This is a genomic window from Pseudorhodobacter antarcticus (assembly GCF_900110135.1).
GTDB lineage: Bacteria > Pseudomonadota > Alphaproteobacteria > Rhodobacterales > Rhodobacteraceae > Pseudorhodobacter > Pseudorhodobacter antarcticus.
The window spans coordinates 61,699-82,607 of sequence record NZ_FOCO01000001.1 but is presented as its reverse complement, the minus strand read 5'-3'; the positions used below and the strand labels follow the sequence as shown (position 1 = coordinate 82,607).

Genomic DNA, 20,909 nt, shown 5'->3' with positions numbered 1-20,909 from the left:
TGTTTACTGTTGTGGCGGCATTGTGAACGCATCTGCGGGGGGATTCCCTGAACGGTACGGGGGCGAACATGGCACTACTCTCACGGATTGACCGACAACCGGGCGATGAAAGTCCTTTGGCGGCGGTTATTTCGGCGCGGGATGGTGAAACCATGGCAATGGTGCGCCATGCGATCCATGAAAAACGGATGCGGCTGGCGTTTCAACCTGTTGTGCTGGGGTCGGACCCGTCGCGCATTGCGTTTTACGAAGGGTTGATGCGGGTTGTCGACCCCACGGGCCGCGTTATCCCCGCGCGCGATTTTATCGACGGGGTGGAAGGGGATGAACTGGGACGCCAGATTGACTGTTTGGCGCTGGATATCGGGTTGACCACGTTGGCGCGGCATCGAAATATCCGGCTGTCGGTGAATATGTCGGCGCGGTCGGTCGGTTATCCCCGCTGGATGCGGATTTTGCGCAAAGGGCTGTCGGCCGATCAAACGATTGGTGAGCGGTTGATTTTGGAAGTTACCGAATCCTCGGCCATGATGATCCCGGAACTGGTGATCGCGTTTATGGATGAATTGCAGGGGTTAGGCGTATCATTTGCGCTGGATGATTTTGGCGCGGGGCAAACATCGTTCCGGTATTTCCGCGATTTCTTTTTTGACGTGGTCAAGATTGATGGGCAGTTCATCCGCAACGTGTCTCGGGATGGTGACAATCAAGCGTTGACGCGGGCGTTGATGTCGATTGGGCAGCATTTCAACATGATGACGGTGGCGGAGTCGGTGGAAACCGTACAAGACGCCCAATGGTTGCAGGCGGCGGGCATTGACTGCATGCAGGGGTATCTGTTCGGTGCCCCCACCGTCCGCCCTGAGTGGATGGAGGTGCGCGGCAAAAAATCTGGTTGATATAACGCTTGCCCTGTCGATCAACCCTTTGTTTGTGGCGTGAAAACCTTGCTTTCATGCAGGTTTGCGCTTAGCCCTGAGGGAGAGTGGCGGGGGCACCCTCGCCCGGTTTTGCCACAGGGAGAGGACCAGATATGACCAATGTTGTAATCGTTTCGGCCGCACGCACAGCGGTGGGCAGCTTTATGGGCGCTTTTGCAGGTACCCCCGCGCATGAGCTGGGCGCGGCTGTGATCGCCGAAGTGGTGGCGCGCGCAGGCATCGACAAGGCAGAGGTCGAAGAAACCATCTTGGGTCAGGTTCTGACTGCGGGGCAGGGCCAAAACCCAGCCCGCCAAGCGCATATTCTGGCCGGTTTGGCCCAAGAAAGCAGCGCGTGGTCGCTGAACCAAGTCTGCGGTTCGGGCCTGCGGGCGGTGGCGCTGGGCGCGCAGCATGTGCAACTGGGCGATGCGGCGATTGTGGTTGCCGGCGGCCAAGAGAATATGTCGATGTCGCCCCATGTGGCACATTTGCGGGCTGGCCATAAAATGGGTGATATGGCCTTCATCGACAGCATGATCAAAGACGGGTTGTGGGATGCGTTCAACGGCTATCACATGGGCCAAACCGCCGAAAACGTCGCGACAAAATGGGAAATTACCCGCGACATGCAAGACACCTTTGCTGTGGCCAGCCAGAACAAGGCCGAAGCCGCGCAAAAGGCCGGGCGTTTTGTCGATGAGATTATGGGTTTCACCATCAAGGGCCGCAAAGGCGACACCGTGGTTGATGCCGATGAATACATTCGCCACGGCGCCACGATGGAAGCGATGCAAAAACTGCGCCCCGCGTTCACCAAAGATGGGTCTGTAACGGCGGCCAACGCATCGGGCTTGAACGATGGCGCGGCGGCAGTGCTGCTGATGTCTGAGGCGGAGGCGGCAAAGCGCGGGCTGACCGTGCTGGCGCGAATCGCGTCCTATTCCACAGCGGGCCTTGACCCGGCGATCATGGGCGTCGGCCCAATTCATGCCAGCCGCAAAGCACTGGCCAAGGCTGGCTGGTCCGCCGCCGATCTGGATTTGGTGGAGGCGAATGAAGCGTTCGCTGCCCAAGCCTGCGCAGTGAACAAGGAAATGGGCTGGAACCCTGATGTGGTCAACGTGAACGGCGGTGCGATTGCGATTGGCCACCCGATCGGTGCCTCGGGTGCGCGGATTTTGAACACGTTGTTGTTTGAAATGAAGCGCCGCGATGCGAAAAAGGGCCTTGCAACCTTGTGCATCGGCGGCGGTATGGGCGTGGCCATGTGCCTTGAGCGTCCGTAAGTGGGGCCTAAGCCGCATCAATGATTGAAAATTATGGGCGCAACAATGTTGCGCCCATCTTCCATTATGGATAATACTATTTCAAACCAATCTCGTGGAGGGGATCATATGTCGAAAGTTGCACTTGTTACCGGGGGGGCGCGCGGCATTGGCGCTGCCATTTCCATCGCTTTGAAAAACGCCGGCTACACCGTCGCCGCCAACTATGCGGGCAATGATGAAGCGGCCGAGAAATTCACCGCCGAAACCGGGATTAAAACCTATAAATGGTCGGTTGCCGATTATGACGCCTGCGCCGCAGGTGTCGCGCAAGTGGAGGCGGATTTGGGCCCGGTCGCGGTTTTGGTCAACAACGCAGGCATCACGCGCGATGCGATGTTCCACAAAATGACGCCGCAAATGTGGAAAGAGGTGATCGACACGAACCTTTCGGGCGTGTTCAACATGACCCATCCGATCTGGGGCGGGATGCGCGACCGCAAATTTGGCCGAGTGATCAACATCTCCTCGATCAACGGGCAAAAAGGGCAAGCAGGGCAGGCCAATTATTCCGCCGCCAAAGCCGGCGATCTGGGCATGACCAAAGCATTGGCGCAAGAAGGCGCGCGGGCAGGCATCACCGTGAACGCGATTTGCCCCGGTTATATTGGCACCGAAATGGTGCGCGCGATTGATGAAAAAGTGCTGAACGAACGCATCATTCCACAAATCCCCGTGGGCCGTTTGGGCGAGCCGGAGGAAATCGCGCGCTGCGTGGTGTTCTTGGCCGCCGAGGATGCGGGCTTTATCACCGGCGCCACGATCACCGCAAACGGCGGTCAATATTTCGTCTAAGCTTGCTAAAACTCACAAAAGGGGCCGCCGCTGTGCTGGCCCCTTTTTCATGCCTTGCCGATTCGACTTGGCTTAAATACCTATCTGGTTTTCCCCTATGGCAAGGCCCCGGACATGACGCGCAGCAAAGCCACGGCCATTGGGTTCAGCGCCGTCATGATGTGGGCGCTGCTGGCGGTTTTGACCATCGGTTCGGCCCCGGTCCCACCGTTTTTGCTGTCGACGCTGTGTTTTGCGATTGGCGGCATCATTGGGCTGGCCTGGACCGCGCGGGGGGCCGGGCTGCGCGTGCTGCGCACGGTCCCTTGGCGGGTCTATGCCTTTGGCACGCTTGGGCTTTTTGGCTATCACTTCCTCTATTTCACCGCCTTTCGCATTGGCCCAAGTGCGGCGACCGGCCTGATCGCCTATCTGTGGCCGCTGTTTATTGTGCTTTTGTCGGGCCTGTTGCCGGGCGAAACGCTGCGCCGGGGGCATATCATCGGGGCCGTGGTTGCGCTGTGCGGCGCGGGGTTGATTGTGGTCAGCGCGGGTGCGGGCAACAGCACCAATCCGCTGGCCTTGGTACTGGCGTTCCTGTGCGCGCTGACGTGGTCCAGCTATTCGGTCCTCTCGCGCCGGTTTGGCGCGGTGCCGACAGAATCGGTGACGGTGTTTTGCCTTGCCACCGCTGCGCTGTCACTCGCCGCGCATCTGGCGTTTGAACAAACGTCATGGCCTGCGTCCCCGGTGGGTTGGCTGTCGATCGCGGCGCTGGGCATAGGCCCTGTGGGGGCTGCGTTTTTCACTTGGGATATTGGGATGAAAAAAGGCGACATCCAATTGCTGGGTGTCGCCTCCTATGCCGCGCCGTTGTTGTCCACGCTAGTTTTGGTTGCAGCGGGTGTTGCACAGCCCACGGTCACTTTGGCCGTGGCAACGGTGCTGATTACGGCGGGTGCGGCACTGGCGGCCAAGGCTAGTGCCGCGCGTCCGGTTATTGCGCCAGACGCGTAATTTCTTCCTTCAGCTTCAGCTTTTTCTTTTTCAGTTCAGCAACTTTCAGCTGGTCGGCGCCCGGGCTGCGCTGTGTTTGTTCAACGATGGTTGAAAGGCTTTCGTGCTTGCGGCGGAGTTCCTGCAGGTGCGAAGCAATTGTCATTCGTATCCTCCTGTAAAACGGTGTCCGTTCCATCAGTGCAACATATCTTAAACCCAAAGTCACCAAAAACCGGAATGGATCGGCCAAGGATTGCCGACAATTCAGTTAAACAGCGCATCTAAACCCGCGCCACCTCGAAACACCGCGCGGGCGGCGGGGGTGTGGTGGTCGTGATCGCCGGGGTGGGCGCCCCCGTCATGCAGCACGAATGGCGCCAGCAGGCGCAGCGCCCCCCGCCCGCCTTTGCGCGCGCGGATCACCACGCGCCCCGCATCCCGGCCCGCGCGCGGCGCAAAGGGCAGCACCGAAACCGACCCCATGCTGGGGCCAAGGGCGGCCAGCGCATCACCCATCCGGTCGGCGCGCAAAATCATCGTCAGCCAGCCCGATTGTGCCACGCGGCGGCACGCCAGCCCTATCCAATCCGCCAGCGTGACCTGTTCGCGCAGCGCCAGATTGCGCCCCGCATCGCGCGCGGGTGTGCCCACGGGCGGGCGGTAAGGCGGATTGGTGATGACATGGTCAAAATCTCGGCGCAGCGCAGGCGGCATATCCAGAATGGACCCTTCAACCACCTTCAGCGCCAACCCCGCGCGCGCCGCATTGCGCAGGGCCAATGCGGCGTAATCGGGTTGCAATTCCAGCCCAGACAGCACCAGCCCCGGCACCCGCACGCCCAAACACAGCGCCGCCGCCCCCACCCCGCAGCCCAAATCCAGCACCGATTGGCTTGTCCCCGCCGGGCAACAGGCCGCCAGCAAAACCGGGTCCGTTGCGGCGCGATACCCTGTTCGCGGTTGCCACAGGTGCAACTGCCCGCCCAAAAACGCATCATCCGTCAGCGCGTCATCTGGGAACATAGGCGTCCTTTGCTATTGGCCCGATCATTGACCTGTGGGGATATTGTTATCCTTCAGCACCGCCAGCGCCATGAACAAATCGCGATCCCCCACCATCAGGCGGCGCGGCAAAATGCCCATTGACCCGTCCAGCACGCTCATATGCACGTCAAATTCAAACACCTCTATGCCTTCGCCTTGCAAAATGGCAGTGGCCCAGGGGATGATCGTCGGGTCAGTGGTGCGCAAAAGCTCTTTCATCCCTTTGGCATAATCGTTAGGCGCTTGTCTGTCGAGGTCGGTGATATAAGTGTGACCTATAGGGGCGAAAAAATGATGGACCAAGCTGCAAAACCACAAGATCGGCTGGCCGCATGGCTGGCGCAGGATATGGATTTGGTCAATGGCTTGATCCGCACGCGCATGGCGTCTGAACATGCGCCCCGCATCCCCGAAGTCACCGCGCATTTGGTGGAGGCTGGGGGCAAGCGGTTGCGCCCCTTGCTGACGCTGGCTGCGGCACGGATGTGCGGGTATGATGGGCCGTTCCATGTGCATTTGGCGGCAACGGTGGAATTTATCCACACTGCGACCTTGCTGCATGATGATGTGGTGGATGAAAGCGCGCGCAGGCGGGGGCGGCCCACGGCGAATTTGTTGTGGGATAACAAAACCTCCGTTCTGGTGGGCGATTATCTGTTTTCGCGCAGCTTTCAGTTGATGGTGGAAACCGGGTCGCTGCGGGTTTTGGATATTTTGGCCAACGCATCCGCCACCATTGCCGAAGGCGAGGTGTTGCAACTGACCGCCGCACAGGATTTGGCCACGACCGAAGGTGTGTATTTGCAAGTGGTGCGCGGCAAAACGGCGGCGCTGTTTTCGGCGGCGACCGAAGTGGGCGGCGTGATTGCGGGCGCGGATGAGCGCCATGTGCGCGCGCTGTTTGATTATGGCGATGCGCTGGGGGTGGCGTTTCAAATTGTCGACGATTTGCTGGATTACGGCGGCACGGTAGCGGCGATTGGCAAGAACCCCGGCGATGATTTTCGTGAACGTAAATTGACCCTGCCGGTGATCAAAGCCGTGGCGCAGGCAGATGCGACCGAGCGCGCGTTTTGGACCCGCACCATCGCCAAGGGCGACCAGCAGGACGGTGATTTGGCACAGGCCATGGCGATCATGGCGCGGCACGGCGCGATGGAGGCGGCGCGCCAAGATGCGCTGGCTTGGGCCGCCAAGGCGCGCACGGCGATTGGCACGCTGCCCGCGCATGAATTGCGCGATATGCTGGCAGATTTGGCCGATTATGTGGTGGAACGCATCAGCTAACTGGGGAACACCCGGCCCGCGGCGGCCCACCAGCCGGGGTGGGCGGCTTGGATGGCGGTGGCGGTGGCCTTTGCTGTGGCCTCATCCGCGGCCAGCGCGAAACAGGTCGCCCCAGACCCCGACATCCGGGCAATCAGCGTGCCGGGTTGGGCGCGCAAGGCGCGCAGCACATCGGCAATCACCGGGGCGATGTGCAGCGCGGGCGCTTCCAGATCATTGCGCTGGCTGTGCAGCCAATCGGCCAGCGCCGCCGCATCGGGCCAAACGGGCAAATCGGGCATGGGCGCGTTGGTTTTGCTGGCAAGGCCCGCGAACACTTGGGGTGTTGGCACCGCCACTCGCGGATTGACCAGCGTTATCCAAAACTCCGGGCAGGCCACTTGCGCCACATTATCACCAATCCCCTGCATCCGGGCGGGGCGGGAATATAGGCACACGGGCACATCGGCCCCAAGGCGCAGCACGGCGTCTCGGTCCAGCCCCGCAAAAATATCATCGGTCGCGGTGGCGTCGTTTTCATCTGCCAGCATCCTCAAAATCGCACGAATGGCCGCCGCCGCATCGGCGGACCCGCCGCCAATGCCAGACGCGGGCGGCAGGTTTTTTTGCAACGTGAACGCGACCCCTTGATGCGGCGAAAACAGCGCCGCCGCGCGCAGCACAAGGTTGCCCATATCGGTGGGAATATCTGCGCCAAACGGCCCTTCAACGGTCAGCGATGACACCCCCGACCGCGCGGCGTAAAGTCTGTCACCAATGCCCGCAAACACCACCAAACTGTCCAACAGGTGATAACCGTCGGGCCGCTGGCCCGTCACATGCAGCGTCAGATTGACCTTGGCATAGCCGAATTCATTTATCATTCGCGTGATCTGCCGCCACATCCGCCAGCGACCGCGCGCCTTCGGCATCCAGCACGGCGTCCAGCCCAATCTCCAGCTTGCGGCGGATGCGGATTGCCAACTCCTCCTCCGGCTCAAACGACAGGGCGCGGCGCCATTGGAAATTCGCCTCGCGTTTGCGGCCCACGGCCCAATACACATCGCCCAAATGGTCGGTCACCACCGGGTCCACGGGTTCCAGCACCGATGCGCGTTCCATCGGCTCCACCGCCTCGGCATACCGCCCCGCAAGGAAATACCCCCAAGCCAGACTGTCGATGATATAACCGCTGTCGGGGCGCTGTTTGACCGCGCGTTCGATCATGTCCAACGCTTCGACAAAATTCTCACCGCGTTCCAAAAAGCTGTAGCCAAGGTAGTTCAAAACCTGCGGCTGATCGGGGGCAAGAACAAGGGCTTGGCGAAAATCAGCCTCTGCACGCTCCCATAGCTTTTGGCGTTCCAAAGTGATGGCGCGGCTGTAATAGACCGACCAAAAATTGGCCGTGGGGGGCTGCGGGATCAGGGCCACGGCGGCGTCATAGGCGGCAGACGCCTCGGGCCAGCGTTCCGCGCCGCGCAACGTGTCGCCAAGCGCCAGTTGCACGGGCAACAGCGTGGGGTCGGTGCGCAACAGCGCGTTCAGTACGCCCAGCGATTCCTCCAGCTTGTCCGCGCCGTTCAACGCCCGCGCGCGGCCAATTTCGGCGGCAAAAAACCCGGCATCGGTGGGCGGCACTTTTGCATAGGCTTCGGACGCCAGATCGAACTGTTTTTGGTTTTCCAGCAACGCGCCCGTCAGCAATTGCGCCTCGGCATGGTCAGGGCGCAAGGCGGTGGCGATGCGGGTATATTGCAGGGTAAAGGCATCATCCGCCTCGCCGTTCAGGGCCAGCGCAAGGGTGAAAAACACCTCGGCAAAGCCGTCAGTGGCGTTGCGCACCACATCAAACGGCAGGGGTTCGCCTGCGGTTAAACGCGCGCGCAGGGCGGTCAGGGCGGGGTCAGTATCGCCCAAAAACGCCGTGTCCAGCAGGGCCAGCGCGTCTGGGTTGCGCTCCAACTGGCTTAGGATTTGGATATGGGCCAAGGTGCCGCGCCGCATGCTGGTGATCGCCGCGCCCGCCTCACCCGACAAAATTTCTTCGGCCCCTTCAAAATCGCCTGCCGATGCCAGCGCCAGCGCTTTGTGAAACAGGCCAAACACCTGCAACCCTTCGGTTTTTGTCAAGCTGTCAAAGGCGGCCTGCGCATCCGACATTTTGCCAGCGCCCAGTTCCGCCCAGGCCTGCACCAAACCGTCCAGCAGCAACGCCCCCGTTTTATCCGCGGGTGGCAACGCCCGCAGCACGTCGAAATTTTCGCGTTTCACAAGGTCCGCAATCGCCAGCATTTCGGCGCTTTGCGATTTTGCGCCCTTGGCCTTTAGGCGTTGGGCAATCGCAGTCGCCGCGTCAAAATTGCCCGCGCCCAGATGCGCGGCGATCGCCCCATCCATCAGCCACAGGTTGTCGGGGTCGGCCAGCAACGCGCGGGTGAACCAATGCGCCGCCTCGCGGTAATCATTATCCGCGCCAGCCACCCGCGCGGCCAAATAAGCGCCCGAATCGAGTGTTTCGATGTCCAGCGTTTCGGCGGGCGTTGTGGCGGTTGTTTCGGCCTGTAAAACCATGGGCTGCGCCCAAAGGGCCAGCAGCGTGGCGGCAAGAACGGGGCGAAACTTCATCAAATGGCCTCCCATTGGCATGTCGCGAACTTAGGGTGCTGTGCGGGCCGTGGCAATGCGGCGCGGGGGCAAACTGCCGCCCCTCGCGCGATTGTCACTGCTTGCGCGACGATCCTTGCCCAAGCGGGCCTACATATTGGGATAATTCGGGCCGTCACCCCCCTGCGGCGTGGTCCAGTTGATGTTCTGGCTGGGGTCCTTGATGTCGCAGGTTTTGCAATGCACGCAGTTTTGAAAGTTGATCACGAAACGCGGGTCTTTGCCTGCCTCAGATACCACCTCATACACCCCCGCCGGGCAATAGCGTTGCGCGGGCTCGGCGTATTCGGGCAAGTTGACCATGATCGGGATGCTGGCATCCTTCAGGTGCAAATGCGCGGGCTGGCTTTCCTCATGGTTGGTGAATGAAAACGCCACGTTGGTCAGGCGGTCAAACGACAGCACACCATCGGGGCGGGGATAGGTGATGGGTGCAAAATCCTTGGCCTTTCCGGTGGCCGCCGCATCGGTTTTGCCATGTTTCAGCGTGCCAAACAGCGAAAACCCCAGCGTGTTGGTCCACATATCAAGGCCCCCACCCATCAAGGATGCCACCAGCCCAAATTTGGACCACAAGGGTTTGACGTTGCGCACCTTTTTCAAATCTTGCCCAATCGCGCCGGTGCGCACATCCGCCTCATAGGCCGCCAATTCATCGCCTGCGCGCCCCGCACGAATCGCGGCAAACGCCGCCTCGGCTGCGGCCTTGCCCGACAGCATGGCGTTGTGGTTGCCCTTGATGCGCGGCACGTTGACCATGCCCACCGAACAGCCCAGCATCGCCACACCGGGGGCCACCATTTTGGGCATCGACTGATAACCACCTTCGGAAATCGCGCGCGCGCCGTAAGCCACGCGCTTGCCGCCGCGCAACAACTCCGCGACCATCGGGTGATGTTTGAAGCGCTGAAATTCCATGTAGGGGTACAGATGCGGGTTTTGATAGTTCAAATGAACCACAAACCCGACATAAACCTGATTGCCTTCAATATGATAGATAAACGACCCGCCACCCGCATTGCTGCCCAGCGGCCAACCCATCGTATGCGTCACCGTGCCAAGGCGATGCTTTGCGGGGTCAATTTCCCAAATTTCCTTCATGCCAAGGCCGTATTTTTGCGGCTCGTGGCCTGCGGCCAGGTCGTATTTCGCGATCACCTCTTTGGCCAGCGACCCGCGCACCCCTTCGCCAAGGAACACATATTTGCCGTGCAGCTCCATGCCCGGCTCATAGTTTGGGCCCGGCGTGCCATCCGCGGCCAGCCCCATTTCGCCCGCCACAACGCCCTTTACGGACCCGTCACCCCCATACACCAGCGCCGAACAGGACATGCCGGGGAACACCTCCACGCCCAACCCTTCGGCAATTTCGGCCATCCAGCGGCAGACATTGGCCATCGACACGATGTAATTGCCATGATTGCTCATCAACGGGGGCATGGGAAAGTTGGGGATGCGGATTTTGCCGCCTTCGCCCAGCATGAAAAATTCATCCGCCACCACCTCGGTCTTGATCGGGCTGCCCATCGCGCGCCAATCGGGCAGCAGGGCGTCTAAACCGCTCGGGTCCAGCACCGCGCCCGACAGGATATGCGCCCCCACCTCGGACCCTTTTTCCAGCACCACGACCGACAGATCGGCGTCCAGTTGTTTCAACCGGATCGCCGCCGACAGGCCCGCAGGCCCCGCGCCCACGATCACCACGTCATAGTCCATCGTTTCGCGTTCAATCTGGGCCATCGGGTGTCCTTTGCATCATTGTGGCGCGTGCGGGGCACGGGCAAAACCATTGAAAGCTGGCTAGCGCAGGCTGCGCGCCAATTCAATCTTTACCGATGAAATATAGGGGGTTTTTGCGCGGTTTTCAGCCCCTACGTTGTGTAGCACAGCGCGCACGCGGCCCCCCACGCGACAATGCGCCGCGCATGGCATCCCATTCCGCTTGCAATTGGGCGCGCGCTGCTGTTGGGTGAAACGCAGCAACCCTAACCAAGGTCATGGCCCGAAAGGACTGTGGCTTTTACTTTTATGTGTAGGCCCATGGAAAAAATTCCGATGACACGCGGTGGTTTCACCGAACTGGACACCGAATTGAGGCAGTTGAAATCGGTGGAACGTCCCGCCGTGATCCGCGCGATTGCGGAGGCGCGCGAACATGGCGATTTGTCGGAAAACGCCGAATACCACGCCGCCCGCGAAAAACAGAGCTTTATCGAAGGCCGCGTGAAGGAGCTGGAGGCGATTTTGTCGCTGGCCGATGTCATTGATTATTCCAAATTCTCCGGCACCGTCAAATTTGGCGCGCATGTGACCTTGGTGGATGAAGACACGAATGAAGAACGTAAGTTCCAAATCGTGGGGGAACCGGAGGCGGATTTGGAACGCGGCCTGTTGAACCTAAAATCTCCGCTGGCACGCGCGCTGATCGGCAAAGACGAAGGCGACACGGTCGAGGTGAACACCCCCGGCGGACGGCGCAGTTACGAAGTGCTGTCCATCAAATACAGCTAACGCCTAACGCCAAAATGGACGAGACAGACGGATGATCGACCGATCCAAGCCAAAACAGGCCCCTGCGCCAGACGCCAACGCCCTTGGGGTGTCGGAAATGGTTGCTTTGGCGCTGGCCGTGGTTTGGGTGATCGCGATTGCGGTGCAATTGATCTTGTCGCCCGGCGCGGTTTTGACCGGGCCTTTGTCGTTTTTAATGCTGCTGTTGGTGGTGTTCATGCCGCTGGCGCTGATCTGGGGTATCGTGTCCACCGCCCGCACCATCCGCGCCCTGCGCGATGAGGCGCAGCATTTGCAAGTTGCCGTCGATGCCATGCGCCATGCGTATGTTTTGGGCCAACAAGGTGGCAGCCAGCCGTCAGTTGAAAAAAAGTTGGATGAAATTGCAGCGGCGCAGCGCAAAACCGAAACCGCGCTGGCCATGTTCACCTCGCGCCGCGATACCGCGCTGACCGTGCCATCGGCGGACCGTAAGGCGGCGCTGGCATTGCCCGTGAAACGCGTCAGTGACGCCGAACCATCGTTTGCGTTGGGCACTCCGGCCGATGATCTGCGCGCGCCGTTGTCGGTGGGCGATTTTGTGCGCGCGCTGCATTTCCCCGAAAACCCCGAAGATAAAGCAGGTTTTCGCGCCCTGCGCCTTGCACTGGAAGATCGTCAAACATCGCGCCTTATTCGCGCCGCCCAAGATGTGCTGACCCTGCTAAGCCAAGAAGGCATCTATATGGATGACCTGAAACCCGAACGCTGCCGCCCCGAAGTGTGGCGCCGTTTTGCCAGCGGCGAACGCGGGCGTGAAATTGCGGGCTTGGGGGGGATTCGCGATCGGTCCAGCCTTGCATTGTCCGCCTCTCGCATGCGCGAAGATCCGGTGTTTCGCGACGCCGCGCATCATTTCCTGCGCAGTTTCGACAAAACTTTCGCGGAATTTGAGAAAAACGCGACCGACGCCGAACTGGCCGATCTGGCCGAAACCCGCACTGCCCGCGCATTTATGCTGCTGGGCCGCGTTACAGGCACGTTTGATTAAAGCGTTGCGTGCAACCCTTACAGCGTCTTGATCATCGTCGTCGCCGCCTCAAACCCAAAGATATGGCGCAACACCCCCATCCGGTCGGTTTTGCCCTCCACAAATCCCATGCGGGCGTACAGCGCGCGCGCCCGGGGGTTGGTGTCGATCACATCCAGCCGCACAGCGCGGTAATGGCGCGCCCGCGCCTCTGCGCAGATCGCGTTCAGCAATAAGGTGCCCACGCCTTGGCCGCGCGCTTGCGCCGACACGCAAATCCCATCCATCAAAAACCGTTCATTTTCCACATCGCGCTCCAACAGCGACAGCGCAGCCGCGCGCCACGCCGCACCCGGCACCCCGTAAACCGCGCGCAGATCGGCCCAATCGCCCCCCGCAAACGACCCGTGATAGGATTTGAACCCGGCGATGCCCAGCAATTCCCCCGCAGGGGAAATCGCCACAACGGCATGATTGCTGCGCAATGTCTGGGCCAAAAACGCCAGCGCCTTTGGGGTGGGGCCCATCACGCGGCCCAGCTTTGCGCCAAACGCCTCCCAATATAAAACCGCGGCGGCATCGCGCAGCGTGTCGGGCAGGCCGTGGTGAATGCGCGCGGTCATTGCAGCCGCGGATCACCCGCTTGCACCATCAAAACGCCGTGGTTGTCATTGGTGTCAGTGTCGGTGATTTTGCGGGTTTTCACCCCCGGCAAGGCGCCAAACGCATCCATCAGATTTTTCGGATACCATGTGGTGCGGATGCTTTCAAATCCCGGCAAATCGCGCAAAACCGACGATATCGCCAACGTGCATTGCGCCTTTGGCACCGCACCATAGGCCATAACCGCCCGCAGCGCCGCCTCGGCCACCGCAGGGGATACGGTGACGGTTTGTTCAATCACATCATAGGTTTCGCGCGCGTGATAGTCGATGTAGAAATCCACCATCAAAGGCCGCATCCCGAAATGCACATCGTTGCGTTCGGGCAGGCGCGGGTGGTGCCATGTGCCCGCCGGGTCAAATATCACGCGCTGCGAACCGTTGATCAACAACCCCGCATGCGCGCCCGACCCGTTTTCCGTGGTCAAAACGGTGAACAGCGTGATGGATTTGGGGCCATCATGCACATAACGAGCCTGCGCCACATCGGCATCGGGGGCCCATTTGGGTTCCGCAGCGCCACAGGCAGCAACAAACAACACGGCGATCAAACTTACAAGAATGCGGCGCATAGGTATCCCTTGGGCGCAGCTGATCCGCGCCGAAAATCTGGTAGCGGTGGTTTAACCGTTGGCCAATGCCATGAAAATCAACACGCCAATGGAAATAACGCTGCCCCAAGTCACCAAACGGATGAACCCATCAAAGGTTTTTTCCTGCTCTTTGGTGTCCATGCTGCCATGCTTATGTTCGGCCATCGGATATCTCCCTTTGTTCAAGTCGTTTCATTGCCCATAGCCGAATATCGCCGCCCTGTCACGGGGGCAAGCGATGCTATTTGGACGCATCGGCGGTTGTGATTTTGGCCGCCTCGTCCAAATCTTGAACAAGGCGAAAGCCGATGCGCCGCGGGGGTTCGGCCTCGGGGGTGGCTTTTGTCACGGCGCGCAACACCACATTCAGTTGGGTGACGTGCTGGATCAACTGCATTTTGGTCCCCGCCTCATCCGCGCCATAAAAGGTGACGATGTCGGGGTTGAAATACCCGACCCCTTCGATGCGCAACACGCCTGCGGTGCCGCCTGCGAATCCCATCGCAATTTCATGATTCTTGTCCAGCTGGTCCTCAAAGTTTTTCAGGTACAGCACCAGCCGTTCATACGCCCATTCCGCTTGGCCTTTGTCGCCAACGGGCTTTTTCGCCAGTGCCGCGGGCAGGGGCAGTTGTTCGGGGGTGGGTGCCGTACCATCGTCGCAATGCACCACGCGGGCGCAGGGCATCGCGGATGCCTCCATCGCCTCGGCTGCGGTCATAATCTCATCCATCTGTTGCCCTCCCCATTCTGTGCCTTCCACAGCCAAACACCGTCCTGCATGGTCCGGCAAACCGCGCCTTGATGCAACAGGTGGTTCAAATGCGCCACCGCCTCGACCAGTGCCAAACCATACGCATCGCCCAAAATTTCGCGTTTGAAAACCGGCATAAAACAATCGGCGGCGGTGCGGGGGGTGGACAGGTGCGCGCGCAGCCGCGCCAAGGCACCGTGGTGGTTTTCGGCCATTTGGTGCAAGCGCAGCGGTAGCCCGGTAAAAGGCAGTTTATGCCCCGGCAGCACCAGATGGTCGGCGCGCGCCATGGGGGCAAAAGCCGCACAGCTGGTCAACCATTCGCCCAGCGGGTCCGCGTCCGGTTCGGTTGGATACACCCCGATATTGGCCGAAATCGACGGCAGCAATTGGTCACCGCCAAGGATCAGGTTATCATCCAGCGACCAAAACGTGGCATGTTCGGGCGCGTGGCCGTTGCCCATATGCACCCGCCAGCGCCGCTGCCCCAGCGTGACCACTTGCCCCTCGTTCAACCGGGTGAACCCAAGGGGCAGGGGGGCCACCACATCGGCAAAGTTGAAGGGGCGTTGGGTGGCACGCGCCGCCAGCATGTCGTCTGGCATCCCCGCTGCGCGCCAAAACGCGATTTGCTGCGGCAGCGGCAGGGCCTGTTCATCCAAGGTCAGCATCCGCGCATACAGCCATGCGGTGCGGGTGGTCAACAACTCCGCGCCTTGCGCCTGAAACCAGCCGGCAAGGCCGATGTGGTCGGGGTGGTGATGCGTGACCACAACGCGGGCCACGGGTTTGCCCGCCAACGGCCCCGCCAGCAACCGCCCCCAAATCGCGCGGCCCCGTTTGCTGTCAAACCCGGTGTCGATGATGGTCCACGCGTCACCATCATCCAGCGCAAAGACATTCACATGGTCCAACGCCATGGGCAGCGGCAGGCGCATCCATAAAACGCCGGGGGCCACCTCGGTTGCCTCACCTTCGGCCGGTGGGGTGTCAAACGGGTATCGGATGCCTGTTTTGGTGTCGGTCACGCCAACAGGTCCGCATCCGACAGCGCATAAAGGCCCGCAGCCCCTTCCCGCACTTGCGCCAGCAGTGCTGCATGTTCGGGCAACAACCGTTTGATCGCCACGCGGGCAAGGGCTGTGCGGGGGCCATCGACCCCTGCGGCCCCCAATTCCGCCATGGCGGCGCACAGATGGTAATGGCTGCCAAGGATACGGCCAAAGGCCCGCTGATACGCCACAGCCCCCGCAAAACGGTCGTTCATATTTTGGGCCACCAAACCTTCGGTCGCCTCACGCAAACTTTCGGCGGCGTTCCACACGGCGGTCGCCATGTTGGGGTATTGCGCGCGCACGCCATGGGCGTTGGTTTGGATTTCTTCGATCAGGCGGAACGCCGCCTCGCCGTTATCCATCATCTTGCGACCCACAAGGTCCATCGCTTGGATGCCATTGGTGCCTTCATAAATCGCTGTCACGCGCACATCGCGCAAGTATTGGGCGGCCCCCGCTTCTTCAATAAATCCCATGCCGCCATGCACTTGGATGCTCATATCGGCCACGGCGATGCCGGTATCCGTGCCAAATGCCTTGTTGATTGGCACCAACAATGCCGCGCGGGCGTGCCATTCGGGCGCATCGGTGGCGCGCGCCATATCAATCGCCACCGCACAGGCCAGCGCCAGCGCACGCGCCGAAAACACCTCGGCCTTCATCGTGGCCAGCATCCGGCGCACATCGGCGTGGCCCGTGATGGCGTCATTGCCGGGCATCGGCGTTTGCCCCTGCTTGCGTCCCATCGCATAGGCCAGCGCGTGTTGATACGCTCCTTCGGCGGCGGAGACGCCCTGCACGCCAACCCCCAACCGCGCGTTGTTCATCATGGTGAACATCGCCGCCATGCCCTTGTGCGCCTCACCAATCAGCCAGCCTGTGGCGCGGTCATATTGCATAACGGCGGTGGGGCTGCCGTGCAGGCCCATCTTATGTTCCAAACTGACCACCGACAGCGTGTTGCGCAGGCCCGCATTGCCCTGCGCATCGGGGATGAATTTCGGCACCATAAACAGGCTGATGCCCTTGGTCCCCGGCCCGCCACCCGGCAAACGCGCCAGGACCAAATGGCACACATTGCTGGTAAAATCATTATCCCCCCAGCTGATATAGATTTTCTGCCCCGAAACCGCATAGGTCCCGTCGCCATTATCCTCGGCCTTGGTGCGCAGCGCGCCGACGTCAGACCCCGCCTGCGCCTCGGTCAGGTTCATCGTGCCGCACCATTCGCCCGAAATCAGCTTGGGGATATACAGCGCCTTGATCGCGTCCGATGCGTGATGGTCCAACGCCTCAATCTGGCCTTGGGTCATCAAAGGGTTCAACTGTAACGACAGACAGGCCGAGCCTATCATCTCATTCACCGCCGATGTCAGCGCCATTGGCAAGCCCATGCCGCCAAATTCCGGGCTGGCGCAGATTGACACCCAGCCCCCATCCACAATCGCGCGGTATCCATCGGCAAAGCCGGGCGGCGTGCGCACCCCCCCATTTTCCAACCGCGCCGGGTGCTGGTCGCCCACGCGCTGCAAGGGGGCAAGCACGCCTTCGCACATTTTCGCCGCCTCCCCCAACACCGCGCCAACCGTGTCGGGGGTGGCATCGGCAAACAACGGCATGGCCGCCACTTGGTCGAACCCCACAACATGATCCAGCAAGAACCGATATTCGGTCAGGGGGGCGCGGTAAGGCATCACATTCTCCATTTCAGGGCAGGCGAGGCAGACTTGGCAAAACACCGCTGCCCAAGTATGTCGGGGCATTGGTTCAAGGTTTAACTCCGCCCCCCGCCCCTTCAAGGTCAACGCTGCGTCACAATGTCGATGAAAACCCAAAATTTTGATGCAACATCGGGGGGAATCGCGGCGGCGGCGGCGGTTCTGCGCGCAGGCGGGCTGGTGGGGTTTGCCACCGAAACGGTGTATGGCCTTGGCGGCGATGCGCGGGATGATGTGGCGGTGGCGCGGATATTTGCGGCCAAAGGGCGGCCGCAGTTCAATCCGCTGATCGTGCATGTGCCCGATCTGGACAGCGCGCGCGCCTATGCGCATTTTTCTGACCAAGCATTGGCGATTGCCCGCGCGTTTTGGCCCGGTCCCTTGACGCTGGTGTTGCCTTTGCGCGCAGATGCAGGGCTGTCGCCACTGGTCACGGCGGGGCTGGACAGTGTGGCAATCCGCGTGCCCGCGCATCCAGTGGCGCTGGCGCTGCTGCGCGCGTTTGGCGGGCCACTGGCCGCCCCATCTGCCAACCCGTCAGGGCGCGTGTCACCCACCCGCGCGGACCATGTTTTGGCGGGGCTTTCGGGGCGCATCGACGCGGTACTGGATGCAGGCCCCTGCGGCGTGGGTGTAGAAAGCACGATTTTGGGGCTGGTCGGCGACCCCGTACTGCTGCGCCCCGGCGGTGTGCCGGCCGAGGCGTTGGAGGCCGCTTTGGGCATGGCCCTGCCCGCAGGGGGGGATGCGGACGGGGATGCGATGAAACCCAGCGCGCCGGGGCAACTCGCCTCACATTACGCGCCTGTCGCGGGGGTGCGGTTGGGTGTCGCCGTACCGCGCGCTGGCGAAGTATGGGTGGGGTTTGGCGATTGCGCCGGTGCCGCGCTGTCGCTGTCACTAACGGGCGATTTGGTGCAGGCGGCGGCGAACCTGTTTCACATCTTGCGACAGGCCGATGATCTGGCGGGCGCGGGCGGCATCGCGTTTGCGCCGGTGCCCGAAGTGGGCCTTGGCCGCGCGATCAACGACCGTTTGCGCCGGGCGGCCGCCCCGCGCCCCTGACCCACCCCCGCCCGCGTGGCAAAGGGTGGAGAGGTATTTGGACCAAGATGAAATCAGGGGGCGGTTTTCGCGGCACGCGGTTTAAGCAGGGCGGGCCGGGATGGTCAGCCCCTTTTGCACCGCAGGGCGGGCTAGAAAACGGTCCAGATAGGCTGGCACGTTTTTCAAATCTTGCCAGCCTGCAATATCGCCCGCTTTGTAGAAATCGCGCAGGGTGCGCAGCCACGGGCCAATCGCGATATCGGCGATGGAATAGTCGCCCGCAATCCAATCGCGCCCCGCCAATGCGCCGTCCAGCACCATCAGCAGCCGCGCGGCTTCCGCACGGTAGCGTTCTTTGGGGCGGGGATCGTCAATCTCTTTGCCCGCGAAATGGTGGAAATAGCCCAATTGCCCGAACATCGGACCAAGCCCGCCCATTTGAAACATCAGCCATTGCAGCACCTCGTACCGGTTGGCATCCGGCAGCAATTGCCCCGATTTTTCCGCCAGATAAATCAAGATCGCACCGCTTTCAAACAGCGCAACCGGGCCGTTTGCCCCGTTCGGGTCAATGATCGCGGGGATTTTGTTGTTGGGGTTCAAGGCCAAAAATTCTGGTGTCATTTGATCGTTGGTCGCGAAATCCACCAGATGCGGCTCGTATGCGATGCCCATCTCCTCCAGCGCGATCGACACTTTGACGCCGTTGGGGGTGGGCAGGGAATAGAGTTGCAACAGCTGCGGCGATTTGGCGGGCCAGCGGGTTTGGATAGGATGGTTTTGGAAGGGAAGCATGTCAGATGTCCTTTTATGGATTTTGCCCAGTATAGGGGGCTTTTCCCCCCTGATTAACCCTTGGATTTCGGGCATTATGCGCGCCAAGGTGTGCGTATGTGAACACTGGGCATTGGCCGTACTGATCCCAAAAAACCAAAGGAACCAAAAATGATCAAAGAATTCAAGGATTTCATCGCCAAGGGCAATGTTATGGACCTTGCTGTGGGGATTATCATCGGGGCGGCGTTTACGGCCATCGTCAGCTCACTTGTTGCCGATCTGATCAATCCGCTTGTTGGTTTGGTGCTGGGCGGCGTTGATTTTGCCAATATGTATGTGGTCCTCAGCGGGACTGTTGTACAAGGTGTTGGCCTTGAGACCGCGCGCGAATCCGGGGCGGCGGTGTTTGCTTATGGGGCATTCATCACGGCTTGCATCAACTTTGTGATCATCGCCTTTGTGGTGTTTATGTTGGTCAAAGGGGTGAACCGTTTGAAAGACGCGTCCGCCAAGGAGGAGGCTGCAGCCCCCGAAACCCCCGCCGGGCCAACCGAAACCGAACTGTTGGCCGAAATTTTGGCCGCGCTAAAGAAATAAGCCTGCCACATGGGCAAGCGATGATTGGCCCCCAAACCGGGGGCCTTTTTGTTACTGCGCCAACGCCTGCGCGCCCGTGATGGACGGCAAATCCAACGCCGCCCCCACTGCCGCATAGGTCAGATGGCCCGCATGCGTGTTCAGCCCCGCCAGCAAATGCGCATCATCGGCGCAGGCCTGTTTCCAGCCCTTATTCGCCAGCGCCAGCATAAACGGCATGGTCGCATTGCCCAAGGCCAGCGTCGATGTGCGCGCCACGGCCCCCGGCATATTCGCCACGCAATAATGCATGATGCCCTCCACCTCATAAATCGGGTCTTGGTGGGTGGTGGCGCGTGACGTCTCAAAACACCCGCCTTGGTCAATCGCCACATCGACCAGCACCGCACCCGGCCGCATGGTTGCCAACTGCGCCCGGCTGATCAATTTGGGCGCTGCAGCCCCCGGCACCAACACCGCGCCAATCACCATATCGGCGGTTTTTATCGACTCCGCCGTGGCCGCCGCCGATGCGTATTGCGTGATCAACCGCCCCTGCCACAGATCATCCAGCCAGCTTAGGCGCGCCAGCGAGCGGTCCAGCACCGTCACATTGGCCCCCATCCCAATCGCCACGCGTGCCGCCGCCGTGCCCACCACGCCGCCGCCAATCACCACGACATTGCCGGGCAGCACACCGGGCACACCGCCCAGCAAAATCCCCCGCCCACCATTGGCCTTTTGCAGCGTCCACGCTCCCACCTGCGGCGCCAACCGGCCCGCCACCTCGGACATGGGCGCCAGCAACGGCAAGCCGCCCCGCGCATCCGTCACGGTTTCATAGGCAATCGCGGTGACACCTGATGCCAGCAAATCCGTGGTCTGCGCACGGTCGGGCGCAAGGTGCAGATAGGTAAACAAAACTTGGCCTTTGCGCAACCGCGCGCGCTCCGCCGCTTGGGGCTCCTTGACCTTGACGATCATCTCCGCGTTAGCAAAAACCTCCTCGGCGGTGCCCAGAATTTGTGCGCCGGCCGCCAGATAATCGGCATCCTCAAACCCGGCACCAATTCCGGCCCCGGTTTGCACCATCACTTGGTGGCCATGCTTTACCGCCTCAAGGGCGGCCCCCGGCGTCAGGCCCACCCGAAACTCTTGCGGTTTGATTTCCTTTGGACAGCCGATAATCATAGACACCTCCCTTGTTCG

Annotated in this window: 23 protein-coding genes; 9 read left to right on the top strand and 14 right to left on the bottom strand. The window is 61.0% G+C overall.

Annotation, left to right across the window (positions count from 1 at the left end; genetic code table 11):
• Window positions 1-68 precede the first annotated feature (68 nt).
• The 4 genes from BMY36_RS00470 (at window position 69) to yddG (ending at window position 4,039) form a co-directional block, all read left to right on the top strand.
• Complete coding sequence (locus BMY36_RS00470; protein WP_050521372.1) at window positions 69-899, top strand: EAL domain-containing protein; 831 nt, start codon at window positions 69-71, stop codon at window positions 897-899.
• 134 nt (window positions 900-1,033) lie between these two features.
• On the top strand, window positions 1,034-2,209 hold the full coding sequence (locus BMY36_RS00465) for an acetyl-CoA C-acetyltransferase (protein WP_050521371.1): 1,176 nt from the start codon (window positions 1,034-1,036) through the stop codon (window positions 2,207-2,209).
• A 108-nt stretch (window positions 2,210-2,317) separates the two neighbouring features.
• Entirely contained in the window at window positions 2,318-3,043 is a 726-nt protein-coding gene (phbB, locus tag BMY36_RS00460; protein ID WP_050521370.1) for an acetoacetyl-CoA reductase, read from the top strand.
• Between the two features lie 114 nt (window positions 3,044-3,157).
• Entirely contained in the window at window positions 3,158-4,039 is an 882-nt protein-coding gene (gene yddG / locus BMY36_RS00455; RefSeq protein ID WP_050521369.1) for an aromatic amino acid exporter YddG, read from the top strand.
• On the opposite strand, the gene BMY36_RS00450 is transcribed toward yddG, so the two are convergent.
• The 3 genes from BMY36_RS00450 to BMY36_RS00440 all read right to left on the bottom strand — a co-directional run bounded on the left by BMY36_RS00450 (window position 4,020) and on the right by BMY36_RS00440 (window position 5,284).
• Window positions 4,020-4,184, bottom strand: coding sequence for a DUF465 domain-containing protein (locus BMY36_RS00450; RefSeq protein ID WP_074818339.1), 165 nt, complete (start codon window positions 4,182-4,184; stop codon window positions 4,020-4,022). The two genes, yddG and BMY36_RS00450, sit on opposite strands and share 20 nt — an antisense overlap.
• A 101-nt stretch (window positions 4,185-4,285) precedes the next feature.
• Window positions 4,286-5,044, bottom strand: a complete 759-nt coding sequence (locus tag BMY36_RS00445; protein ID WP_050521368.1) for a tRNA1(Val) (adenine(37)-N6)-methyltransferase — start codon at window positions 5,042-5,044, stop codon at window positions 4,286-4,288.
• A 24-nt stretch (window positions 5,045-5,068) separates the two neighbouring features.
• The gene (locus BMY36_RS00440) at window positions 5,069-5,284 is read right to left on the bottom strand and encodes a putative signal transducing protein (protein ID WP_050521367.1); all 216 of its coding nucleotides are present in this window, start codon (window positions 5,282-5,284) and stop codon (window positions 5,069-5,071) included.
• Window positions 5,285-5,356: 72 nt separating this feature from the next.
• On the opposite strand from BMY36_RS00440, the gene BMY36_RS00435 reads away from it, so the two are divergent.
• Window positions 5,357-6,352, top strand: coding sequence for a polyprenyl synthetase family protein (locus tag BMY36_RS00435; RefSeq protein ID WP_050521366.1), 996 nt, complete (start codon window positions 5,357-5,359; stop codon window positions 6,350-6,352).
• On the opposite strand, the gene BMY36_RS00430 is transcribed toward BMY36_RS00435, so the two are convergent.
• The 3 genes from BMY36_RS00430 to BMY36_RS00420 form a co-directional block, all read right to left on the bottom strand.
• A complete protein-coding gene (locus BMY36_RS00430) occupies window positions 6,349-7,215 on the bottom strand; it encodes a 4-(cytidine 5'-diphospho)-2-C-methyl-D-erythritol kinase (RefSeq protein ID WP_050521473.1) in 867 nt (288 codons plus the stop codon). The genes BMY36_RS00435 and BMY36_RS00430 overlap by 4 nt on opposite strands.
• Window positions 7,205-8,980, bottom strand: a complete 1,776-nt coding sequence (locus tag BMY36_RS00425) for a tetratricopeptide repeat protein (RefSeq protein ID WP_244888647.1) — start codon at window positions 8,978-8,980, stop codon at window positions 7,205-7,207. The genes BMY36_RS00430 and BMY36_RS00425 overlap by 11 nt, the downstream gene beginning before the upstream one ends.
• Window positions 8,981-9,088: 108 nt before the next feature.
• Window positions 9,089-10,738, bottom strand: coding sequence for an electron transfer flavoprotein-ubiquinone oxidoreductase (locus BMY36_RS00420; RefSeq protein ID WP_050521364.1), 1,650 nt, complete (start codon window positions 10,736-10,738; stop codon window positions 9,089-9,091).
• Window positions 10,739-11,038: 300 nt separating this feature from the next.
• On the opposite strand from BMY36_RS00420, the gene greA reads away from it, so the two are divergent.
• Together greA and BMY36_RS00405 are read left to right on the top strand one after the other, a co-directional pair.
• Complete coding sequence (greA, locus tag BMY36_RS00410; protein ID WP_050521363.1) at window positions 11,039-11,509, top strand: transcription elongation factor GreA; 471 nt, start codon at window positions 11,039-11,041, stop codon at window positions 11,507-11,509.
• A 31-nt stretch (window positions 11,510-11,540) separates the two neighbouring features.
• Window positions 11,541-12,539 (top strand): hypothetical protein, encoded by a 999-nt coding sequence (locus BMY36_RS00405; RefSeq protein ID WP_050521362.1) that lies wholly within the window; start codon window positions 11,541-11,543, stop codon window positions 12,537-12,539.
• A 17-nt stretch (window positions 12,540-12,556) separates the two neighbouring features.
• On the opposite strand, the gene BMY36_RS00400 is transcribed toward BMY36_RS00405, so the two are convergent.
• The 6 genes from BMY36_RS00400 to BMY36_RS00375 form a co-directional block, all read right to left on the bottom strand.
• Window positions 12,557-13,141, bottom strand: coding sequence for a GNAT family N-acetyltransferase (locus BMY36_RS00400; RefSeq protein ID WP_050521361.1), 585 nt, complete (start codon window positions 13,139-13,141; stop codon window positions 12,557-12,559).
• On the bottom strand, window positions 13,138-13,752 hold the full coding sequence (locus BMY36_RS00395) for a hypothetical protein (protein ID WP_050521360.1): 615 nt from the start codon (window positions 13,750-13,752) through the stop codon (window positions 13,138-13,140). Before BMY36_RS00395 ends, BMY36_RS00400 begins: the two co-directional genes overlap by 4 nt.
• Window positions 13,753-13,803: 51 nt before the next feature.
• The gene (locus BMY36_RS00390; RefSeq protein ID WP_050521359.1) at window positions 13,804-13,938 is read right to left on the bottom strand and encodes an aa3-type cytochrome c oxidase subunit IV; all 135 of its coding nucleotides are present in this window, start codon (window positions 13,936-13,938) and stop codon (window positions 13,804-13,806) included.
• Between the two features lie 76 nt (window positions 13,939-14,014).
• Window positions 14,015-14,506, bottom strand: a complete 492-nt coding sequence (locus BMY36_RS00385) for a DUF6173 family protein (RefSeq protein WP_050521358.1) — start codon at window positions 14,504-14,506, stop codon at window positions 14,015-14,017.
• Window positions 14,491-15,555: an MBL fold metallo-hydrolase gene (locus BMY36_RS00380; protein ID WP_050521357.1), complete on the bottom strand. Its 1,065-nt coding sequence runs from the start codon at window positions 15,553-15,555 to the stop codon at window positions 14,491-14,493. The genes BMY36_RS00385 and BMY36_RS00380 overlap by 16 nt, the downstream gene beginning before the upstream one ends.
• Window positions 15,552-17,276: an acyl-CoA dehydrogenase gene (locus BMY36_RS00375; protein WP_050521356.1), complete on the bottom strand. Its 1,725-nt coding sequence runs from the start codon at window positions 17,274-17,276 to the stop codon at window positions 15,552-15,554. Before BMY36_RS00375 ends, BMY36_RS00380 begins: the two co-directional genes overlap by 4 nt.
• Before the next feature lie 123 nt (window positions 17,277-17,399).
• Between BMY36_RS00375 and BMY36_RS00370 the strand changes: the two genes are divergently transcribed.
• Window positions 17,400-18,365: an L-threonylcarbamoyladenylate synthase gene (locus BMY36_RS00370; protein ID WP_082224973.1), complete on the top strand. Its 966-nt coding sequence runs from the start codon at window positions 17,400-17,402 to the stop codon at window positions 18,363-18,365.
• Window positions 18,366-18,446: 81 nt separating this feature from the next.
• Here the strand turns inward: BMY36_RS00370 and BMY36_RS00365 are convergent, their stop codons facing one another.
• Complete coding sequence (locus tag BMY36_RS00365) at window positions 18,447-19,142, bottom strand: glutathione S-transferase family protein (protein ID WP_050521355.1); 696 nt, start codon at window positions 19,140-19,142, stop codon at window positions 18,447-18,449.
• A gap of 150 nt (window positions 19,143-19,292) precedes the next feature.
• Here BMY36_RS00365 and mscL point away from each other — a divergent pair, with 150 nt between their 5' ends.
• Entirely contained in the window at window positions 19,293-19,721 is a 429-nt protein-coding gene (mscL, locus tag BMY36_RS00360; protein WP_050521354.1) for a large conductance mechanosensitive channel protein MscL, read from the top strand.
• Between the two features lie 51 nt (window positions 19,722-19,772).
• Here the strand turns inward: mscL and ald are convergent, their stop codons facing one another.
• Entirely contained in the window at window positions 19,773-20,891 is a 1,119-nt protein-coding gene (gene ald / locus BMY36_RS00355; RefSeq protein WP_050521353.1) for an alanine dehydrogenase, read from the bottom strand.
• Between the last annotated feature and the right edge of the window lie 18 nt (window positions 20,892-20,909).